We start from the raw sequence: 18484 nt of genomic DNA, 5'->3' as shown, positions 1-18484 counted from the left end.
ATCGGGTTGTATGTCCCTGAAGAGGGGGTTCCGAAGCCGTTGGTCACGGACGAGTGGCGGACACTTACCAAGAAATTGCCTGAATCTCACCCTGGGTGGGGCGTGTGACATGGTCGAAACAGCAAAAGCTACCGCTTAGTAATGCCCTGTTGTACCGTTCAGGCATGTCAGAAGCAGCCTCGGCACAGGCCGTGCGAGCCACGATCGGCGACAGTGAGTTCGACCGCGACACCGCGGTCACCCCGCGTGCACCCGGCGTCTACGACGTCGATCTGTCCCCCGGATGGACGATCATCAGCGCCGTCAACGGCGGGTACCTGCTGGCCGTCCTGGGCCGCGCCCTCGCGGACGCCCTGCCGCACGACGACCCGTTCACCGTCTCGGCGCACTATCTGACCGCCTCCCAGCCGGGACCCGCGGTCGTCCGCACCGAGGTCGTCCGCGCCGGCCGCACCCTGTCGACCGGCCAGGCCTCGCTCTTCCAGTACGACGACGAGGGCCGGGAGGTCGAACGCATCCGCGTGCTCGCCTCCTACGGCGATCTGGGCGCCCTGCCCGACGACGTCCGCACCACGGCGACGCCGCCCGCGATCCCGCCGATGGAGCACTGCTTCGGACCCGAGGACGGCCCGGCCCCCATCGACGGCAGCTCCGCCATCACCGAGCGGCTGATGCTCAAGCTCGACCCCGCGACGCTGGGATGGGCCCTCGGGGCGCCGTCCGGCCGGGGCGAGATGCGGGCCTGGTTCGGGCTGGCCGACGGCCGCGACGCCGACCCGCTCTCGCTGCTCCTCGCGGTCGACGCGCTGCCGCCGACCGCCTTCGAGATCGGACTGTCGGGCTGGGTGCCGACGGTCGAGCTCACGGTGCACGTGCGCTGCCGGCCCGCGCCCGGCCCGCTGCGCGTCTCCATCACCACGCGGAACCTGGCCGGCGGCTTCCTGGAGGAGGACGCGGAGGTGTGGGACAGCGCGGACCGCCTGGTCGCGCAGTCCCGGCAGCTCGCGAGGGTCAGGCTCGGCTAGCGGACGGCCGCGGCCCCTCGGGCGGGGCGTGTTCGAGGGGTCCGGGCGGCACGCCCGGTGAACGGGCGTGCCGCCCCGGGCCCGTTGCCGGTCCGCCCCGGGCCCGTTGCCGGTCCGCCCCGGGCCCGTTGCCGGTCCGCCCCGGGCCCGTTGCCGGTCCGCCCCGGGCCCGTTGCCGGTCCAGGGCGTCAGCCCAGCCAGTTGCGGCGGCCGATGGCGATCAGCCGCATCCGGCGGGCCGCGACCCGGGCCACCCGCTCGCGTTCCTCCTCCGGCGCCTCCAGCGCCTCCAGGTAGAGCGAGGCCGTCATCAGCATCTGGTCGACGTACAGACCCGCCAGCATCAGCAGGTCGTCGTCGCTCCACCCCCGCGACTCCGGGTGCTTGGCCAGCTCTCCCCGCACCTCCTCGGCGAACCTGGACAGCTGGTCACTGATCGCCTGCCGCACCGGCTGGACGCCGCCGTGCCGCTCGCGGGCGATGAAGCGGACGTGGGCGGGATGGGTCTCGACATGACGGGCGATCAGTTCGACGGCGCGCCCGATGCGTTCACCGCTGTCACCGGCGGCCGACACGGTGTCCCCGATCATCGGATGCAGGCTGCCCAGGGCCTCCTCGACCAGCGCCACCCCGAGATCCGCCGTCGAGTGGAAATGCCGGTAGAAGGCGGTCGGGGCCACGCCCACGGCGCGGGTGACCTCACGCAGGCCCAGGCTGCTCAGGCTCTGTTCCTCCAGCAGCTCCAACGCCGCGTCCAGGAGCGCCTGTCGCGTCTTCTGCTTCTGTGCCTGCCGGATGCCGAGCGTGTGACCCATGCCATGCAGTTAACAACTGTTCTCCGTAATTGGAAAGCCGGGCGACGCGCTAGACTTCATAGTCAGTGAACAACTGTTACCACAAACGTTCACTGGAACGTCAGGTCCCCGAAACACCCGGGCCTCACCGTCGAGGCGGGACCGCGGGGACCGGACCCAGAGACTCACGAGAGGCACTCACATGCTGTTCCTCGTCGCCGCACTCCTGCTGATGGGCGTCGTCATGGGCTCCGTGGCCCATGCCCCGCTGCCCGTCTCCCTCGTCGCCGCCGCCGTCATCGGCGTCTGGCTGACCGTCTTCGCGGTCCGCGAGCGCACCGCCCGTCGGCGCCACACCTCCGCCCACTGAGCCGGGAGCTGACCCACGCCATGGAACTCACCGCCACACCCACCCGCCGCACCGGCACCCGGGACGCCGACGGCATGGCCGTCGCCTCCTTCATCCTCGGGCTGCTCGGTCTGCTGGTCCTGAACGTCTTCCTGGGCCCGATCGCCGTCGTCCTCGCCTCCGTCGCCCTCTGGCGCGGCACCGCCCGTCGTGGCCGCGCCTTCCTCGGTCTCGGCCTGGGCGTCGCCGACCTCGTGGTGCTGGTGGCGTTCATGCACTTCGACAGCACGGTCTCCTGGAACTTCTGAGCCGCGCTGTCCCGGACCTCCGCACCACGGAGTCCGGCAAGCTGCCGGACCGCATCCGGACCGCATCCGGAAGGCCCGGGAGTCCCGGACCGGTACCGGGCGAAGGGTCTGCCGGGGGTGACCCCCGACGGGGGCCGCGAGCGGCGGACGAGGGGCCCGTAGAATCGGGGCCACCATGGCTTACCTCGACCACGCCGCGACCACGCCGATGCTCCCGGAGGCGGTAGAGGCACTGACCGCCCACCTGAGCGTCACGGGCAACGCCTCCTCCCTCCACGCCGCCGGCCGCAGGGCCCGCCGTACCGTCGAGGAGGCCCGCGAGAGCCTCGCGGAAGCCCTCGGCGCCCGCCCCAGCGAGGTGGTCCTCACCTCCGGCGGCACCGAGGCCGACAACCTCGCCGTGAAGGGCCTGTACTGGGCCCGCCGCGACGCCGACCCGGCCCGCACCCGGGTGCTCGCGAGCCCCGTGGAGCACCACGCCGTCCTCGACGCCGTCCACTGGCTCGGCGAACACGAGGGCGCCACCGTCGAGTACCTGCCCGTCGACGGATACGGCCGCGTCCACCCGGACGCCCTGCGCGAGGCCATCGCCCGCAACCCCGACGACGTCGCCCTCGCCACCGTGATGTGGGCCAACAACGAGATCGGCACCCTGCTGCCGGTCCGCGAACTGGCCGACGTCGCGGCCGAGTTCGGCGTCCCGCTGCACTCCGACGCCGTCCAGGCCTTCGGACAGGTCCCCGTCGACTTCGCGTCCTCCGGCCTCGCCGCGATGACCGTCTCCGCCCACAAGATCGGCGGCCCGTACGGCATCGGCGCGCTGCTGCTCGGCCGCGAGTACACCCCCGTACCGGTCCTGCACGGCGGTGGTCAGGAACGCCATGTGCGCTCCGGCACCCTGGACGTGCCCGCCGTCGCGTCCTTCGCGGTCGCGGGCCGGCTCGCCACCGAACAGCGCGCGTGGTTCGCCCGGGAGATCGGCGCGCTCCGCGACGACCTGGTCGACGCCGTACGCGCCGCCGTGCCCGACGCCCTCCTCGGCGGCGACCCCGACCCCGCGGGCCGACTGCCCGCCAACGCGCACTTCACCTTCCCGGGCTGCGAGGGCGACTCCCTGCTGCTGCTCCTGGACGCGCAGGGCATCGAGTGCTCCACCGGCTCCGCGTGCACGGCGGGCGTCGCCCAGCCCAGCCACGTCCTGCTGGCCACCGGCACCGATCCGGACCTGGCCCGCGGAACCCTGCGCTTCTCCCTCGGCCACACCTCCACGGAGGCGGACGTCGAGGCACTCGCGAAGGCCATCGGCCCGGCCGTGGAGCGGGCGCGGACGGCGGGCCTGACCTGACCGCGCCGGGGCCGCTCCCGCGCTGTCCGGTGGGGGTCAGGTCCGCGTGCCGCCCGCCGACGGGGTGGCGGCGGCCGACGGCACCGCGGTGCGCGCCCGCCGCACCAGCCGCAGGTACCGGTCCCAGTCCCAGTAGCGTCCGGGGTCGGTGTGGTCGGTGCCCGGCACCTCCACGTGCCCGATGATGTGCTCGCGGTCGACGGGGATGTCGTAACGGGCGCAGATCCCGGCCGTCAGCCGCGCCGACGCGGCGTACATGGCCTCGGTGAACGACGAGGCGTTCTCCACGAAGCCCTCGTGCTCGATGCCGACGCTCCGCTCGTTGTACTCGCGGTTGCCCGCGTGGAAGGCCACGTCCAGTTCGCGGATCATCTGGGTGACGCGGCCGTCCCTGCGGACGATGTAGTGCGCGGCGGCGCCGTGCCCCGGGTCCTGGAAGACCTTGACCGCGCTGCGGTAGCTGCCCTGGGTGACATGGATGACCACCCGGTCTATGGCGTAGTCGTCGGGACGGTCCGCGCGCCGCCAGTTCGCACTCGACGCCGCGATCCAGCGGGCGCCCCGGAAGTCGACCACCCCCTCCTCGCGGGGCTTCTCCACGCCCGGCAGCCGCCACCACAGGTGCCCCAGCTCGCCCCGCGCGAGCACCGCGGTGCCCACCGCGGCCGCAACTCCGCCGATGAGCAGCGTGCGCCGCCCGACCCGCCGGTCGCCGTCCGTGCCCACCCGCCGCTTCCCCTCCGGTGTCCCAGCAGCCGGCGCGTCCCGGCGCGGCATGACCGGATCCGGCGACTCCGGGTCCGGGGCCGCCGGGTCCGGCGTCTCCCGTGTATCCGGCGCCTCCTGCGCGGCTCCGCTCATCGTGCCCGTCTCCTGTCGCTGTCTGTCGCGATCCTCAACGCATACTCGCGGGAATCCGTTCCCCGTCGCCCCGTACCCTGGAGGGGCTATGACTGAGACCTCGCCGCGCCCCCGCCCCCTCCGCGTCCTCGCCGCCATGTCCGGCGGCGTGGACTCCGCCGTCGCCGCCGCCCGCGCGGCGGAAGCGGGCCACGACGTGACGGGCGTGCACCTCGCGCTCTCCGCCAACCCGCAGTCGTTCCGCACCGGCGCGCGCGGCTGTTGCACCATCGAGGACTCCCGGGACGCCCGTCGCGCCGCGGACGTCATCGGCATCCCGTTCTACGTCTGGGACCTCGCCGAGCGCTTCCGCGAGGACGTGGTCGAGGACTTCGTCGCCGAGTACGAGGCGGGGCGCACCCCGAACCCGTGCCTGCGCTGCAACGAGAAGATCAAGTTCGCGGCCCTGCTCGACAAGGCGCTCGCGCTCGGCTTCGACGCCGTCTGCACGGGCCACTACGCGAAGGTGCTGGTGAACGAGGACGGCACCCGCGAGCTGCACCGCGCCTCCGACATGGCCAAGGACCAGTCGTACGTCCTCGGGGTCCTCGACGACCGCCAGCTCGCGCACGCGCTCTTCCCGCTCGGCGACACCCTCACCACCAAGGACGAGATCCGCGCCGAGGCCGAGCTGCGCGGCCTCGCGGTCGCCAAGAAGCCCGACTCGCACGACATCTGCTTCATCGCCGACGGCGACACCCAGGGCTTCCTCGCGAACCGTCTGGGCAGGTCCGAGGGCGACATCGTGGACGAGTCCGGCGCGGTCGTCGGCACCCACGAGGGCGCGTTCGGCTTCACCATCGGCCAGCGCAAGGGCCTGCGCATCGGCACCCCCGCCGCCGACGGCAAGCCGCGCTACGTCCTGGACATCTCGCCGGTGGACAACCGGGTGACGGTCGGCCCGGCGGCGTCCCTGGACGTCTCCGCGCTCACGGCGATCAAGCCGCGCTGGTGCGGCGCCGCCCCGGCCGGCCCCGGTACCTACACCGCCCAGCTCCGCGCCCACGGCGGCGAGACCACGGTCACCGCCGAACTCGTCGACGGCGGCCTGGAGGTGGCGTTCACCGAACCGGTGCGCGGGGTCGCCCCCGGCCAGGCGATCGTCCTGTACGACGGCACCCGCGTGGTGGGGTCGGCGACGATCGCGACGACCACCCGCGCGAAGGCGTCCGTCTAGCCGGTCCCGTCGCCGCGGAGGGCCTCACGGGCGGCTTCCGCGGTGGTCGAAGAACTCGGCCAGGAGCGGCGCGAGGACCGCGGCCTCCACGGCGTGGGTCTGCCCCTCCAGCACCCGGTACGTCCCCCGGGGCGCCGCGTCCGCGACCGCCCGCGCGCTCTCGCGCATCCAGGCGGGACTCGCGCCGCCCGCGACGGAGAGCACCGGCATGGGCAGCGAGGCCGGCAGCTCCCGGGGCAGCAGACCGTCGCCCATGACGGCGTCGTCGTACGCGAGGGTCGGGGCGATCGCCTCCATCCCGGCCCAGCCGGGGGACCGCCGGGCGCCGGCGATCATCTCCGGCGACATCCCGGTGAGCGTCATGAAGAGCTCCAGGGCGTCCCCGCGCCGGTCCCGCGCCAGCAGTTCGGCGAGCCGGCCGGTGTACTCCCGGCGCCGCCCGCCGTCCTCGTGGAGGGTGAACGGCGTCTCGTAGACGGCCACCGCGTCCACCGGCAGCCCGCTCGCCGCCGCGCGCAGGGCCAGCGCACCGCCCGACGAGACGCCGTACAGCGCCGCGCCGCCCCCGCAGGCCCCGATCAGCGCCGCGATGTCCTCGACCTCGCGGGCGACCGTGCAGGGCGACGCGGTGTCCCCGCTGGCGCCGCGGCCCCGGCGGTCGTAGGTGACGGCGCCGAAGCGGTCCGACAGCGCCCGTGCGAGGGGCGCCAGCGTGACGCCCGTGCACAGCGCTCCGCCCACCAGCACCACGGCCGGACCGTCACCGTGACGCTCGTACGCCAGGGGCGTCCCGTCGCGGGAGAGAACCTTCTTGTCCATGCCCGTGCAGACCGTCCGGCGGGACGGAACTCATCGGTGCGGGGACGGCGGCCGGGGCGTTGGGGGGGGGAGTACCTCCTTAAGGGAGTACCTCCACCTCGTAGAAGCACAGGTGGTCCTTGATCTGCGCGACGTCCGGCTTCGGCTCGGGGTAGTACCAGACGAGGTCGGGGGCGTCGGGCAGGGACCAGTAGGAGGCGTCGCCCTTGAAGGGGCAGTGCGTGTGGGTGCCGGAGGCCGTCAGCAGGTCCAGACGGACGTCCTGCGGGGGGATGTAGTAGCGCACCGGACAGCCCGTCTCGCGCAGCAGCAGCGGCCGGTCGCTCTCCGCGAGGACCTGGTCGCCGTGCACGACGCGTACGCGCTGGGTGCCCTGCTCGATGGTGATCGTGTGTCCTTGGGTCATGACGGGAAAGCGCTCGCGGAGCCCTGGTTCTTCCCGCGTACGGTGAACGCATGAACATCTGCGTCTTCCTCTCCGCCGCCGACCTCGACGACCGCTACACGGGCCCCGCGCGCGAGTTCGCGGAACTGCTCGGCAAGGGCGGCCACACCCTGGTCTGGGGCGGTTCGGACGTCGGGCTCATGAAGGTGGTCGCCGACGGCGTCCAGGCGGCGGGCGGACGCCTCGTGGGCGTCTCCGTGGACTTCCTGGCGGCCGGGGCGCGCACGGACGCCGACGAGATGGTGATCGCCCGGGACCTCGCCGAGCGCAAGGCACTGCTCCTGGAGAAGGCCGACGCGGTGGTCGTGATGGTGGGCGGCACGGGGACGCTCGACGAGGCGACCGAGATCCTGGAGCTGAAGAAGCACGGGCGCACGGACAAGCCGGTGGTCCTGCTGAACACGGCGGGCTTCTACGACGGCCTGAAGGAGCAGTTCCGGCGCATGGAGGCCGAGGGGTTCCTGCCGCGGCCCCTCATCGACCTGGTGTTCTTCGCCGAGGAGCCGGCGGGCGCGCTGGCCTACCTGGAGGAGAGCGCCGGCACCCGGTGATGCGAGCATGGCGTCCATGGCTACACATCTGATCACCGGGGCCGGTTCCGGCATCGGCGCGGCCGTCGCCCGCCGTCTGCACGCGCGCGGGGACGACCTCGTGCTGCACGCGCGCGACGCGGGTCGCGCGAAGGAACTCGGCGCGGCGTACCCGGGGGCGAGGACCCTGGTCGGCGACCTCGCGGACCCGGACAAGCTCTCCTGGGCGTTCTCGCACCAGTCCCTGCCCGACCGCCTCGACTCGCTCCTGCACATCGCGGGAGTGGTGGACCTCGGCCCGGTCGGCGAGCTGACCCCCAAGTCCTGGCGCCACCAGCTCAACGTCAACCTGATCGCCCCCGCCGAGCTCACCCGGCACTTCCTGACCCAACTCCGCCTCGCGCAGGGGCACGTGCTGTTCGTGAACTCCGGCGCGGGCCTCAGCGCGGGCGCCGACTGGTCCGCGTACGCCGCCTCCAAGCACGGTCTGAAGGCCCTCGCGGACTCGCTGCGCCACGAGGAGCACGGCAACGGGGTCCGGGTCACCTCGGTCTACCCCGGCCGCACCGCGAGCCCCATGCAGGCCAAGGTCCACCAGCAGGAGGGCAAGCCGTACGACGCCTCGAAGTGGATCGACCCGGAGTCCGTCGCGACGACCATCCTGACCGCCCTCGACCTGCCGCGCGACGCGGAGGTCAACGACCTGACGGTCCGGCCGGGACGCTGACGGGGCCCGCTGACGGGGCCCGCCGTCGGCGCGCGCCGACGCGGCGGCACGCGGTGCGGGACCGGCGGGCGGGGCGGCGCGGACGGGCTCGCCCGCGTCGCGCCCCGCGGGGTTACGTACGCTTCGCGGGTGAGCGAAAACAGCGAGTTCGGGTTCGGTGCCGCCACCGGTGTCGGGTCCATGCCGGGTGGTGACGCGCGGGAGACCGCCAAGACCGTTACCGGGTCCTTCGAGGACTTCCCCCATCTGCCGGAGTTGCCCGCGCGCGGCCCCGGCGCCGACATGATCGGGCGGACGGCCGGGATGCTGGTCGACCTCTACGCGCGCGTGGAGCCCAGCGGCTGGCGGCTCGGGGACCGGCCGGGGCGGGACACCCGGCGCGCCAGGTCGTGGCTGGGCGAGGACCTCGACGCGCTGGAGGAGTACACCCAGGGGTACGAGGGGCCGCTGAAGGTGCAGGCCGTGGGGCCCTGGACCCTGGCCGCCGCGCTGGAGCTGCGGAACGGCGAGGCCGCCCTGTCCGACCTCGGTGCCTGCCGCGACCTGGCCGGCTCGCTCGCCGAGGGCCTGCGGACCCATCTCGACGAGGTGCGGCGCCGGGTGCCGGGGGCCCGGGTCGTGCTGCAGCTCGACGAGCCCTCGCTCGTCGCCGTGCTGCTCGGCCGGGTGAAGTCCGCGAGCGGGTACCGCACCCATCGCGCCGTCGACCGGCAGATCGCCGAGTCGGCGCTGCGCGACGTCGTGGGGGTTCACGCGGACGGCCCGGTCGTGGTGCACTCGTGCGCGCCCGAGGTGCCGTTCGGTCTGCTGCGCAGGGCGGGCGCCGCGGGCATCTCCTTCGACCTCGCCCTGCTCACCGAACGTGACGACGACGCGATCGGCGAGGCGGTGGAGGGCGGCACCCAGCTCCTCGCCGGTGTCGTGCCCGGCACCGACGGCCCGTTGTCGGACCCTGCCGGTAGCGTCATGGGTGTCAGGACGTTGTGGCGCAGGCTGGGGCTGCATCCGGGGCTTCTCGCCCAGGCCGTCACGGTGACTCCGTCGTGCGGACTCGCGGGCGCTTCCCCCGAGTACGCGCGCCGGGCGCTCGCCCACTGCGTCCGGGCGGCGAGATCCCTCGCGGAAAACCCAGAGTAACGGGAGGACGACACGGTGGCCGGCGACAAGGACGCACAGCCCAACCCCCTGCCCGCCGAGGCGCGCGAGCAGCACGCGCGGCTGGCCGAGCAGATCGAGGAGCACCGCTTCCGGTACTACGTGAAGGACCAGCCGGTCGTCAGCGACACGGAGTTCGACAGGCTCCTGCGCTCACTGGAGGAGCTGGAGGAGCGGTATCCCGAGCTGCGCACCCCCGACTCCCCGACCCAGAAGGTCGCGGGCGCCTACGAGACCGAGTTCACGTCCGTGCAGCACCGCGAGCGCATGCTGTCGCTGGACAACGCCTTCAGCGACCTGGAGCTCGCCGCCTGGGCGGAGCGGGTCGCGAAGGACGTCGGCGCCTCCCCGTACCACTTCCTGTGCGAGCTGAAGGTCGACGGCCTCGCCGTCAACCTCACCTACGAGCACGGCAGGCTGACCCGAGCGGCCACCCGCGGCGACGGCCGCACGGGCGAGGACATCACCCCGAACGTGCGGACGATCGCGGAGATCCCGGACCGCCTCCGGGGCGACCGCTTCCCGGACCTGGTGGAGATCCGGGGCGAGGTCTACTTCCCGATGGACAAGTTCGCGGAGCTCAACTCCCGCCTGCTGGAGGCCGGTGACAAGCCCTTCGCCAACCCCCGCAACGCCGCGGCCGGTTCGCTGCGCCAGAAGGACCCCCGCGTCACCGCGAGCCGCCCGCTGCACATGGTGGTCCACGGCATCGGCGCCCTGGAGGGCTTCGAGGGACTGAACCGCCTGTCCGAGGCCTACGAGCTCCTGCACTCCTGGGGCCTGCCGACCACCCGGTACGCCAGGGTGGTCGACGACCTGGACGGCGTACGGGAGTTCATCGCGTTCTACGGGGAGAACCGGCACTCCGTGGAGCACGAGATCGACGGGGTCGTCGTCAAGCTCGACGAGATCCGTCTCCAGGGCCGCCTCGGCTCCACGGCCCGCGCGCCACGCTGGGCCATCGCCTGGAAGTACGCGCCGGAAGAGGTCAACACCAAGCTGGTCGACATCAAGGTCGGTGTCGGCCGCACGGGGCGTGTCACCCCGTACGCGCAGGTCGAGCCGGTCACGGTCGCGGGCTCGGAGGTCGAGTTCGCCACCCTGCACAACCAGGACGTCGTGAAGGCCAAGGGCGTCCTGATCGGGGACACGGTCGTGCTGCGCAAGGCCGGTGACGTGATCCCGGAGATCCTCGGCCCGGTCGTGGACCTCCGGGACGGCACCGAGCGGGAGTTCGTGATGCCCGCCGAGTGTCCCGAGTGCGGGACGCCGCTGCGCGCCATGAAGGAAGGCGACATCGACCTGCGCTGCCCGAACGCGCGTGCCTGCCCGGCCCAGTTGCGGGAACGGCTCTTCTATCTCGCGGGCCGCAAGGCGCTGGACATCGACCACTTCGGGTACGTCTCCGCCGCGGCCCTCACCAAGCCCCTGGAGCCGGACGAGGCGCCGCTGAGGGACGAGGGCGACCTCTTCGACCTCACGGTCGAGCAGCTGCTGCCGATCAAGGCGTACGTCCTCGACCAGGACAGCGGTCTGCCCAAGCGGGACCCGAAGACGGGCGAGGAGAAGGTCGCCACGGTCTTCGCCAACCAGCTGGGCGAGCCGAAGAAGAACGCGCTGGCGATGCTGGAGACCATCGCGGCGGCCAAGGACCGCCCCCTCGCCCGCATCCTGACCGGTCTGTCGATCCGTCACGTCGGGCCGGTCGCGGCGGAGGCGCTGGCCCGCGAGTTCCGCTCCGTCGACCGCATCGAGCAGGCCACCGAGGAGGAACTCGCCGCGGTCGACGGGGTCGGCGGGATCATCGCGTCCTCCGTCAAGGAGTGGTTCGCCGAGGAGTGGCACCGGGAGATCGTCCGCAAGTGGCGGGCGGCGGGCGTCCGTATGGAGGACGAGGGCTCCGGCGAGGACGAGGGCCCCCGCCCGCTCGAAGGACTCACCGTCGTCGTCACCGGCACCCTCGAACACCACACACGGGACGGCGCGAAGGACGCCCTGCAGAGCCGGGGAGCGAAAGTGACCGGTTCTGTCTCGAAGAAGACCTCTTTTGTCGTGGTGGGAGAGAATCCCGGATCGAAGTACGACAAGGCCATGCAGCTCAAAGTCCCCGTCCTGAACGAGGACGGCTTCGCCGTTCTGCTCGAACAGGGACCGGAAGCGGCCGCGGAAGTCGCGCTTCCGACCGAGGAGTAGCGGTTGAAGGCCACCCGTTCGGCGCATATCAGATGCATACGGGTGGCCGGGTCGCATTCGGGCAACCGTCGTCGACCGCTGCCCGTGGAAGCCTTCTGCGGCCTACTGTTGAGGTGTGCGCCTGCCGTGCCCGGCTACGGCTGGGGCATCCCCTGCTCCTGAGGAGTCGGGGGACGAGTGCGTGAGACGCGGTGCCGTCGGCGGTGTTCGACGGCAACGGGCCGCGTGGCGTGGGCACCGCCGGCTGTGAGAGGGACGGGAATGGAACCGACCGAGAGCGCCGCCCCGGACGTACGGCTGCGCCTGCGCCGGACGACCGGCGCGTGGATGGCGGGCCTCCGGACGGGACGGTCGTCGACGCGCCCCGGCGCGGGCGAGCGGGACCACACACCCTTCACGGTCACCACCGCCGCGGGCCGGTACAGCACCGGACGCGGTCCGGGCCTGCCCGGCCACGACCCCGAACGGCCCACCGCCTGGCCCGCGCTGCCCGCGACGGTCGTCGCGGTGGCCGCGTTCGTCCTCGGCGGCGGCTTCTTCCGGGCGTTCAGCGACCACCACGCCCTCTTCCCGTCCGGCGCGGTCGGCTGGTCGCTGGCCGTGCTGACCGGTGTCATCGTCGGTCATCTGGTCGCCCTCGGCCGGGCCCGGTGGTGGGGCGGCACCGGATCCGGCGCCGCCCTGACCCTCGCGGTCCTGCTGCTCTACGGGTGGGTGGCCGCCGGGATGGTCAGCCTGACCGTCGTCGTCCTGGTCGGTGCCGCGCGCCGGGGCCGTTGGCGCCAGGGGGTGTTGCACGGAGCGGTCGACATCCTCGGCATCGGCGCCGGCGCGCTGGTCCTCGCCGTGTTCGGGCGCGTGCCGTCGGTCGAGGCCCCCTGGAACCCGCAGAGCTGGGACTTCTACGCGGCGCCCCAGGTGGTGCTGGTCGCCACCGCGTATCTCGCCGTCACCCGCGTCCTGCTCTGGCGCCTGCACGTGCCGGGCACCGGAGGTCTGCCGACCGCCGCCCGTACGGCCCTCGTCCGGCAGGGCCTCGTCGCGGTCGCCCTGCTCGGCATCGCGCCGCTGATCTGCGTGGTCGCCGTCGCCCAGCCCATGCTGCTGCCCCTGTTCTCGATCCCCCTCATCGCCCTCGACTCCACGCTGTGGATCGCGCGGGTCCGGGCCGAGGAGCAACTGCGTGATCCGCTGACCGGCCTGCCCAACCGGCAGTGGCTGCTCGAACGCACCTGGGCGGCCCTGGACGACGCCGAACGCATAGGCGCGCGTTCGGCGTTGATGCTGATCGACCTCGACCGCTTCCGGTCCGTCAACGACACGCTGGGGCATCTCGCCGGTGACCGGCTGCTGCTCCAGATAGCCGAACGGCTGCGGCTGGCGCTGCCGCGCGGGGCGGAGGCCGCGCGGCTCGGCGGTGACGAGTTCGCCGTGTTACTGCCCGTCGCCGACTCCACCACGTCGGCCACCCGGGTGGCCCGCAATCTCGTCGCCGCGCTCGGCTCGCCGCTCGACCTCGACGGGCTCACCCTCGTCCTCGAGGCCAGCGCCGGACTCGCCGTCTTCCCCGACCACGCGCTCGACGCGGAGGGGCTGCTGCGCCGGGCGGACGTGGCGATGTACCAGGCGAAGCGGGACCGTACGGGGGTGGAGGTCTACGAGTCCAAGCGGGACTCGAACACCCCGGACCGGCTCGGGCTGCTGGGGGACCTGCGGCGGGCCCTCGACGCCGGGGACGTCGAACTGCACTACCAGCCGAAGGTCCGCTTCGACGGACAGGTGGCCGGTCTGGAGGCGCTCGTCCGCTGGGTCCATCCCGAGCGGGGCAGGGTGGCGCCGGACGAGTTCATCGCGATCGCCGAGTCGTCCGGACTGATGCCCCACCTCACGGAGTACGTGCTGGAGACGGCGCTCGCGCAGGTCGCGCGGTGGCGGGCGCAGGGGCTGCGGGTGCCGGTCGCGGTGAACGTCTCCCCGCGTGACGTGCACACCCCGGGCTTCGCGGGCGCGGTCGCCGCACGGCTCGCCCGGCACGGGGTTCCCGCGGGGGCCCTCCAACTGGAGATCACGGAACACGTGCTGCTGGAGGACCCGCAGCGCGCCGCGGACACCCTCGCCGGGCTGACCGGGCACGGGGTCAAGATGTCACTGGACGACTTCGGCACGGGCTACTCCTCGCTGGTCCACCTGCGCCGGCTGCCCGTCAGCGAACTGAAGATCGACCGGTCCTTCGTCGCACGGCTCGCGATCGACAACGAGGACGCGGAGATCGTGCGCTGCACGGTGGACCTCGCGCACTCGCTGGGCCTGCTCGTCGTCGCGGAGGGCGTCGAGGACGACGAGACGTGGGAACGCCTGCGGGACCTGGGCTGCGACGCGGTGCAGGGCTGGCTGGTCGCCGCCGCGATGCCACCGGACGAGGCCACGGCATGGCTGCTGGCACGGGGTTCACGAGGCTGGCAACGCCCACGAGCCGCCCTGCCCGCCGCGGAGTAGCCGCCGCCGAGCCGCGTACGGCGCGCGGGAACGGCACGCTCAGCTCCCCTGGGCCCGCGGTGGGTCCCCGGCGTCCGTGGCGCCCCCGTCAGGGGCGCGGGGAACGGCGCGCCCGGCCCCCACCGGCCCGCAGGCCGGCCACGGCGGCCACAGCGCACCTCGCACCGCGCACCTCGTCCCCCCGGAGGGGCCCATGCGCTCAGGCACCCGGCGGCCCGCAGGCTCGTCACGGCGGCCACCACACCCCCCTCCCACCCGCCCGGAGGACCCCCGCGGGCAAACCCGGGCGCGGGCATCGGCCCCGGCCCCATAGGATTGGGCCAAACCACACACTCTCACCCAGAGGATCGCTGCATGCCTGGCATCACGCGCGAGGAGGTCGCCCACCTCGCACGGCTGGCGCGTCTGGAGCTGAAGGCCGAAGAGCTCGACCACTTCGCCGGCCAGCTCGACGACATCATCGGCGCGGTCGCCCGCGTCAGCGAGGTCGCCGACCAAGACGTACCGCCGACCTCTCACCCGCTGCCGCTGACGAACGTCATGCGCGCGGACGAGGTCCGCCCGTCGCTCACCCCCGAGCAGGCGCTCTCCGGCGCCCCGGCCCAGGAGCAGCAGCGTTTCAAGGTGCCGCAGATCCTGGGGGAGGACTAATCACCATGACGGACACCAACGTCAACATCATCAGGCTGACGGCCGCCGAGATCGCCGCGCGGATCGCCGCCGGCGAGCTCACGGCCGTCGAGGTCACCGAAGCCCACCTCGCCCGTATCGAGGCCGTCGACGAGAAGGTGCACGCCTTCCTGCACGTCGACCGGGAGGGCGCCCTGGCCCAGGCCCGCGCCGTCGACGCGAAGCGGGAGCGCGGCGAGAAGCTCGGCCCGCTCGCGGGCGTCCCCCTCGCGCTCAAGGACATCTTCACCACCGAGGGGATCCCGACCACCGTCGGTTCCAAGATCCTCGAAGGCTGGATCCCGCCCTACGACGCGACGGTGACCAAGCGGCTGAAGGACGCCGACGTCGTCATCCTCGGCAAGACCAACATGGACGAGTTCGCCATGGGGTCCTCCACCGAGAACAGCGCGTACGGCCCCACGGGCAACCCCTGGGACCTCAGCCGCGTCCCCGGCGGCTCGGGCGGCGGCTCCTCCGCCGCGCTCGCCTCCTTCGAGGCGCCGCTCGCCATCGGCACCGACACGGGCGGCTCCATCCGCCAGCCCGCGGCCGTCACCGGCACGGTCGGCGTCAAGCCCACGTACGGCGGGGTCTCCCGCTACGGCATGGTGGCGTTCTCCTCCTCCCTCGACCAGGGCGGCCCCTGCGCCCGTACGGTCCTGGACGCGGCCCTGCTGCACGAGGTCATCGCCGGGCACGACCCGCTCGACTCCACGTCCATCGACGCCCCGGTCCCCCCGGTCGTCGAGGCCGCCCGCAACGGCTCCGTCACGGGCATGCGCGTCGGCGTCGTCAAGCAGTTCCGCGGCGAGGGCTACCAGGCCGGAGTCGTGCAGCGCTTCGACGAGGCCGTCGCCGTGCTCAAGGAGCTCGGCGCCGAGATCGTCGAGCTGGACTGCCCGTCCTTCGACCTGGCGCTATCCGCGTACTACCTGATCGCGCCGTCCGAGTGCTCGTCCAACCTGGCCCGCTTCGACGCCATGCGCTACGGCCTGCGCGTCGGCGACGACGGCACGCGTTCCGCCGAGGAGGTCACCTCGCTCACCCGCGAGGCCGGCTTCGGCGACGAGGTCAAGCGCCGCATCATGCTCGGCACGTACGCCCTCAGCTCCGGCTACTACGACGCGTACTACGGCTCGGCGCAGAAGGTCCGTACGCTCATCACCCGCGACTTCGAGAAGTCGTTCGAGCAGGTGGACGTGATCGTCTCGCCGACCACGCCCACCACCGCCTTCGCGATCGGCGAGCGTGCCGACGACCCGATGGCGATGTACCTCGCCGACCTGTGCACCATCCCGACCAACCTGGCGGGCAACGCGGCCATGTCGCTGCCCTGTGGTCTCGCGCCGGAGGACAACCTCCCCGTCGGGCTGCAGATCATCGCCCCGGCGATGAAGGACGACCGGCTCTACAGGGTCGGCGCCGCCGTCGAGGCCGCCTTCGTGGAAAAGTGGGGGCACCCGCTGATCGAGGAGGCTCCGTCGTTGTGAGTAAGGCTCTGACCAAGGCCAAGGGCTTCAAGAAGTCCAAGTCCGGCACGTACCTGTCCATCGCGACCACCGCGTTCGGGGCCCTCGGCGTCGCCAAGCAGGCCAAGAAGGCCCGCACGGAGCACGACACGCTGCGCCTGATCGACGCGGCCGTGTCCGCCGCCGCCATCGTCACCGGCCTCGCCATCCTCTACCGGGAGCTCAGGCGCCTGGGCGACGACGACGTCCTGCTGGGCTGAGAGGGAAGTTTTCACCGTGACCACCACGACCGACGAGCTGGTGTCGTACGAGGACGCCCTGGCGACGTACGACCCCGTCATGGGCCTCGAGGTCCATGTCGAACTCGGCACCAAGACCAAGATGTTCTGCGGGTGCTCCACCGAGCTGGGCGCCGAGCCCAACTCGCAGACCTGCCCCACCTGCCTCGGCATGCCGGGCTCGCTGCCCGTCGTCAACGCGATCGGCGTCGAGTCCGCCATCAAGATCGGTCTCGCGCTGCACTGCGAGATCGCCGAGTGGTGCCGCTTCGCCCGGAAGAACTACTTCTATCCGGACATGCCGAAGAACTTCCAGACCTCCCAGTACGACGAGCCGATCGCCTTCAACGGCTACCTCGACGTCCAGCTGGAGGACGGCGAGGTCTTCCGCGTGGAGATCGAACGCGCCCACATGGAGGAGGACACCGGCAAGTCGACGCACGTCGGCGGAGCGACCGGCCGTATCCACGGCGCCTCGCACTCCCTGCTCGACTACAACCGCGCCGGCATCCCCCTCATCGAGATCGTCACCAAGCCGATCGAGGGCGCGGGCGCGCGTGCTCCCGAGGTCGCCAAGGCGTACGTCGCCGAGCTGCGCGAGCTGATCAAGGCGCTCGGCGTCTCGGAAGCCCGCATGGAGATGGGGCAGATGCGCTGCGACGTGAACCTGTCGCTGCGCCCGCACGGCCGCGAGAAGTTCGGCACGCGCTCCGAGACGAAGAACGTCAACTCGCTGCGCTCGGTGGAGCGCGCGGCCCGTTTCGAGATCCAGCGGCACGCCGCGGTCCTCGACGGCGGCGGCACGATCGTCCAGGAGACGCGTCACTTCCACGAGGACACCGGGTCCACGACCTCGGGCCGCGTGAAGGAGGAGGCCGAGGACTACCGGTACTTCCCGGAGCCCGACCTCGTCCCCGTCGCCCCGTCCCGCGAGTGGGTCGAGGAGCTGCGCGCGGGCCTGCCCGAGCAGCCGCTGGCCCGCCGCAACCGGCTGCGCGAGGAGTGGGGCGTCAGCGCCCACGACATGCAGTCGATCCTCAACGCCGGTGCCATCGACGCGATCGTCGCCACCATCGAGGCCGGCGCGGACGCCGCGTCCGCCCGCAAGTGGTGGATGGGCGAACTGGCCCGCAGCGCCAACGAGTCGGGCAAGGCCCTGGAGGACCTTCCCATCACCCCGGCGCAGGTCGCCCGGGTGGCGGGGCTCGTGGCCGCCGGGGACCTCAACGACAAGCTCGCCCGTCAGGTCATCGAGGGCGTGCTCGCGGGCGAGGGCACCCCGGACGAGGTCGTCGACAAGCGCGGGCTCAAGGTCGTCTCGGACGAGGGCGCGCTGACCGCCGCGGTCGACGAGGCCATCGCGGGCAACCCGGGCGTCGCGGACAAGATCCGCGGCGGCAAGGTGGCCGCGGCCGGCGCCCTGGTCGGCGCGGTCATGAAGGCCACCCGCGGTCAGGCCGACGCGGCCCGCGTCAAGGAGCTCATCCTGGAGAAGCTGGGCGTCAGCGAGGGCTGACCGTCCCCGCATCGTCCGGCCCGGGGGGACGCACCAGTCGTGGTGCGTCCCCTCAGGCCTGTCGTGAGCACACCGGCACGGGAAGCCCACGGGCGCCCGCCGGCCGGGCCGACGCTCACGCGTCCGACCGGCTGCGGGGCGCCGGAACACCCCGGCACCGCGACCGGAACACCGCCGGAGTGCCGCCCCGGCTCCACGCCGCGTGCGCACCACCCACGAGACCCCGGCCGCCGTGCCGCATGCGGAACCGGCGGACGCGACGGAAGAACGGAAGAAGGAGCAGCAG

General features: G+C 72.7%; 18 protein-coding genes. 14 read left to right on the top strand and 4 right to left on the bottom strand.

Translation table 11 applies throughout. From position 1 onward, the window contains the following. Positions 1 to 164 precede the first annotated feature (164 nt). Positions 165 to 1025 (top strand): thioesterase family protein, encoded by an 861-nt coding sequence (locus OG776_RS15065; protein ID WP_148010578.1) that lies wholly within the window; start codon positions 165 to 167, stop codon positions 1023 to 1025. A 188-nt stretch (positions 1026 to 1213) separates the two neighbouring features. Here OG776_RS15065 and OG776_RS15060 read toward each other — a convergent pair whose 3' ends face one another. Beyond that, positions 1214 to 1840, bottom strand: coding sequence for a TetR family transcriptional regulator (locus OG776_RS15060; RefSeq protein WP_148010579.1), 627 nt, complete (start codon positions 1838 to 1840; stop codon positions 1214 to 1216). Between the two features lie 181 nt (positions 1841 to 2021). Between OG776_RS15060 and OG776_RS15055 the strand changes: the two genes are divergently transcribed. The 3 genes from OG776_RS15055 (at position 2022) to OG776_RS15045 (ending at position 3821) form a co-directional block, all read left to right on the top strand. Then, positions 2022 to 2189: a hypothetical protein gene (locus OG776_RS15055; protein ID WP_187285704.1), complete on the top strand. Its 168-nt coding sequence runs from the start codon at positions 2022 to 2024 to the stop codon at positions 2187 to 2189. 20 nt (positions 2190 to 2209) lie between these two features. Further along, the gene (locus tag OG776_RS15050; RefSeq protein ID WP_148010580.1) at positions 2210 to 2476 is read left to right on the top strand and encodes a DUF4190 domain-containing protein; all 267 of its coding nucleotides are present in this window, start codon (positions 2210 to 2212) and stop codon (positions 2474 to 2476) included. Positions 2477 to 2651: 175 nt separating this feature from the next. After that, positions 2652 to 3821, top strand: a complete 1170-nt coding sequence (locus tag OG776_RS15045) for a cysteine desulfurase family protein (protein ID WP_148010581.1) — start codon at positions 2652 to 2654, stop codon at positions 3819 to 3821. Between the two features lie 36 nt (positions 3822 to 3857). Here OG776_RS15045 and OG776_RS15040 read toward each other — a convergent pair whose 3' ends face one another. Beyond that, complete coding sequence (locus tag OG776_RS15040; RefSeq protein WP_148011065.1) at positions 3858 to 4598, bottom strand: N-acetylmuramoyl-L-alanine amidase; 741 nt, start codon at positions 4596 to 4598, stop codon at positions 3858 to 3860. A gap of 172 nt (positions 4599 to 4770) precedes the next feature. Between OG776_RS15040 and mnmA the strand changes: the two genes are divergently transcribed. Next, positions 4771 to 5898, top strand: a complete 1128-nt coding sequence (mnmA, locus tag OG776_RS15035; protein WP_148010582.1) for a tRNA 2-thiouridine(34) synthase MnmA — start codon at positions 4771 to 4773, stop codon at positions 5896 to 5898. A gap of 24 nt (positions 5899 to 5922) precedes the next feature. Here mnmA and OG776_RS15030 read toward each other — a convergent pair whose 3' ends face one another. Together OG776_RS15030 and OG776_RS15025 are read right to left on the bottom strand one after the other, a co-directional pair. Continuing rightward, a complete protein-coding gene (locus OG776_RS15030) occupies positions 5923 to 6717 on the bottom strand; it encodes an alpha/beta fold hydrolase (RefSeq protein ID WP_329321079.1) in 795 nt (264 codons plus the stop codon). A gap of 79 nt (positions 6718 to 6796) precedes the next feature. Next, positions 6797 to 7123 carry a DUF427 domain-containing protein gene (locus OG776_RS15025; protein WP_148010584.1) on the bottom strand — a complete coding sequence of 109 codons (327 nt, stop codon included), beginning with the start codon at positions 7121 to 7123 and terminating at the stop codon, positions 6797 to 6799. A gap of 50 nt (positions 7124 to 7173) precedes the next feature. Between OG776_RS15025 and OG776_RS15020 the strand changes: the two genes are divergently transcribed. The 9 genes from OG776_RS15020 to gatB all read left to right on the top strand — a co-directional run bounded on the left by OG776_RS15020 (position 7174) and on the right by gatB (position 18198). After that, positions 7174 to 7713: a TIGR00730 family Rossman fold protein gene (locus OG776_RS15020; RefSeq protein ID WP_148010585.1), complete on the top strand. Its 540-nt coding sequence runs from the start codon at positions 7174 to 7176 to the stop codon at positions 7711 to 7713. A 7-nt stretch (positions 7714 to 7720) separates the two neighbouring features. Continuing rightward, positions 7721 to 8419, top strand: a complete 699-nt coding sequence (locus OG776_RS15015; RefSeq protein WP_148010586.1) for an SDR family oxidoreductase — start codon at positions 7721 to 7723, stop codon at positions 8417 to 8419. A gap of 129 nt (positions 8420 to 8548) precedes the next feature. Continuing rightward, positions 8549 to 9556 carry a methionine synthase gene (locus OG776_RS15010; RefSeq protein WP_329321075.1) on the top strand — a complete coding sequence of 336 codons (1008 nt, stop codon included), beginning with the start codon at positions 8549 to 8551 and terminating at the stop codon, positions 9554 to 9556. Positions 9557 to 9571: 15 nt separating this feature from the next. Then, positions 9572 to 11767, top strand: coding sequence for an NAD-dependent DNA ligase LigA (gene ligA / locus OG776_RS15005; protein WP_148010588.1), 2196 nt, complete (start codon positions 9572 to 9574; stop codon positions 11765 to 11767). A gap of 261 nt (positions 11768 to 12028) precedes the next feature. After that, on the top strand, positions 12029 to 14263 hold the full coding sequence (locus tag OG776_RS15000) for a putative bifunctional diguanylate cyclase/phosphodiesterase (protein ID WP_148010589.1): 2235 nt from the start codon (positions 12029 to 12031) through the stop codon (positions 14261 to 14263). A gap of 354 nt (positions 14264 to 14617) precedes the next feature. Further along, positions 14618 to 14914, top strand: coding sequence for an Asp-tRNA(Asn)/Glu-tRNA(Gln) amidotransferase subunit GatC (gatC, locus tag OG776_RS14995; RefSeq protein ID WP_010984178.1), 297 nt, complete (start codon positions 14618 to 14620; stop codon positions 14912 to 14914). A 5-nt stretch (positions 14915 to 14919) separates the two neighbouring features. Further along, a complete protein-coding gene (gene gatA / locus OG776_RS14990; RefSeq protein ID WP_148010590.1) occupies positions 14920 to 16425 on the top strand; it encodes an Asp-tRNA(Asn)/Glu-tRNA(Gln) amidotransferase subunit GatA in 1506 nt (501 codons plus the stop codon). Continuing rightward, entirely contained in the window at positions 16422 to 16664 is a 243-nt protein-coding gene (locus OG776_RS14985; RefSeq protein ID WP_148010591.1) for a hypothetical protein, read from the top strand. The genes gatA and OG776_RS14985 overlap by 4 nt, the downstream gene beginning before the upstream one ends. A gap of 16 nt (positions 16665 to 16680) precedes the next feature. Beyond that, complete coding sequence (gene gatB / locus OG776_RS14980; protein WP_148010592.1) at positions 16681 to 18198, top strand: Asp-tRNA(Asn)/Glu-tRNA(Gln) amidotransferase subunit GatB; 1518 nt, start codon at positions 16681 to 16683, stop codon at positions 18196 to 18198. Positions 18199 to 18484 lie beyond the last annotated feature (286 nt).

The sequence above is a fragment of the Streptomyces sp. NBC_01689 genome (genome assembly GCF_036250675.1).
Classification (GTDB): domain Bacteria; phylum Actinomycetota; class Actinomycetes; order Streptomycetales; family Streptomycetaceae; genus Streptomyces.
This window is presented reverse-complemented; position numbering and strand designations above follow the sequence as displayed.

Coding starts and splice junctions, on each gene's coding strand:
- OG776_RS15045 (WP_148010581.1), top strand. CDS start 2,652: ATGGCTTACCTCGACCACGCCGCGACCACGCCGATGCTCCCGGAGGCG.
- OG776_RS15015 (WP_148010586.1), top strand. CDS start 7,721: ATGGCGTCCATGGCTACACATCTGATCACCGGGGCCGGTTCCGGCATC.
- OG776_RS15050 (WP_148010580.1), top strand. CDS start 2,210: ATGGAACTCACCGCCACACCCACCCGCCGCACCGGCACCCGGGACGCC.
- OG776_RS15000 (WP_148010589.1), top strand. CDS start 12,029: ATGGAACCGACCGAGAGCGCCGCCCCGGACGTACGGCTGCGCCTGCGC.
- OG776_RS15060 (WP_148010579.1), bottom strand. CDS start 1,840: ATGGGTCACACGCTCGGCATCCGGCAGGCACAGAAGCAGAAGACGCGA.
- OG776_RS15030 (WP_329321079.1), bottom strand. CDS start 6,717: ATGGACAAGAAGGTTCTCTCCCGCGACGGGACGCCCCTGGCGTACGAG.
- OG776_RS15020 (WP_148010585.1), top strand. CDS start 7,174: ATGAACATCTGCGTCTTCCTCTCCGCCGCCGACCTCGACGACCGCTAC.
- OG776_RS15025 (WP_148010584.1), bottom strand. CDS start 7,123: ATGACCCAAGGACACACGATCACCATCGAGCAGGGCACCCAGCGCGTA.
- OG776_RS15065 (WP_148010578.1), top strand. CDS start 165: ATGTCAGAAGCAGCCTCGGCACAGGCCGTGCGAGCCACGATCGGCGAC.
- gatA (WP_148010590.1), top strand. CDS start 14,920: ATGACGGACACCAACGTCAACATCATCAGGCTGACGGCCGCCGAGATC.
- OG776_RS15055 (WP_187285704.1), top strand. CDS start 2,022: ATGCTGTTCCTCGTCGCCGCACTCCTGCTGATGGGCGTCGTCATGGGC.
- mnmA (WP_148010582.1), top strand. CDS start 4,771: ATGACTGAGACCTCGCCGCGCCCCCGCCCCCTCCGCGTCCTCGCCGCC.
- gatC (WP_010984178.1), top strand. CDS start 14,618: ATGCCTGGCATCACGCGCGAGGAGGTCGCCCACCTCGCACGGCTGGCG.
- OG776_RS15040 (WP_148011065.1), bottom strand. CDS start 4,598: ATGCCGCGCCGGGACGCGCCGGCTGCTGGGACACCGGAGGGGAAGCGG.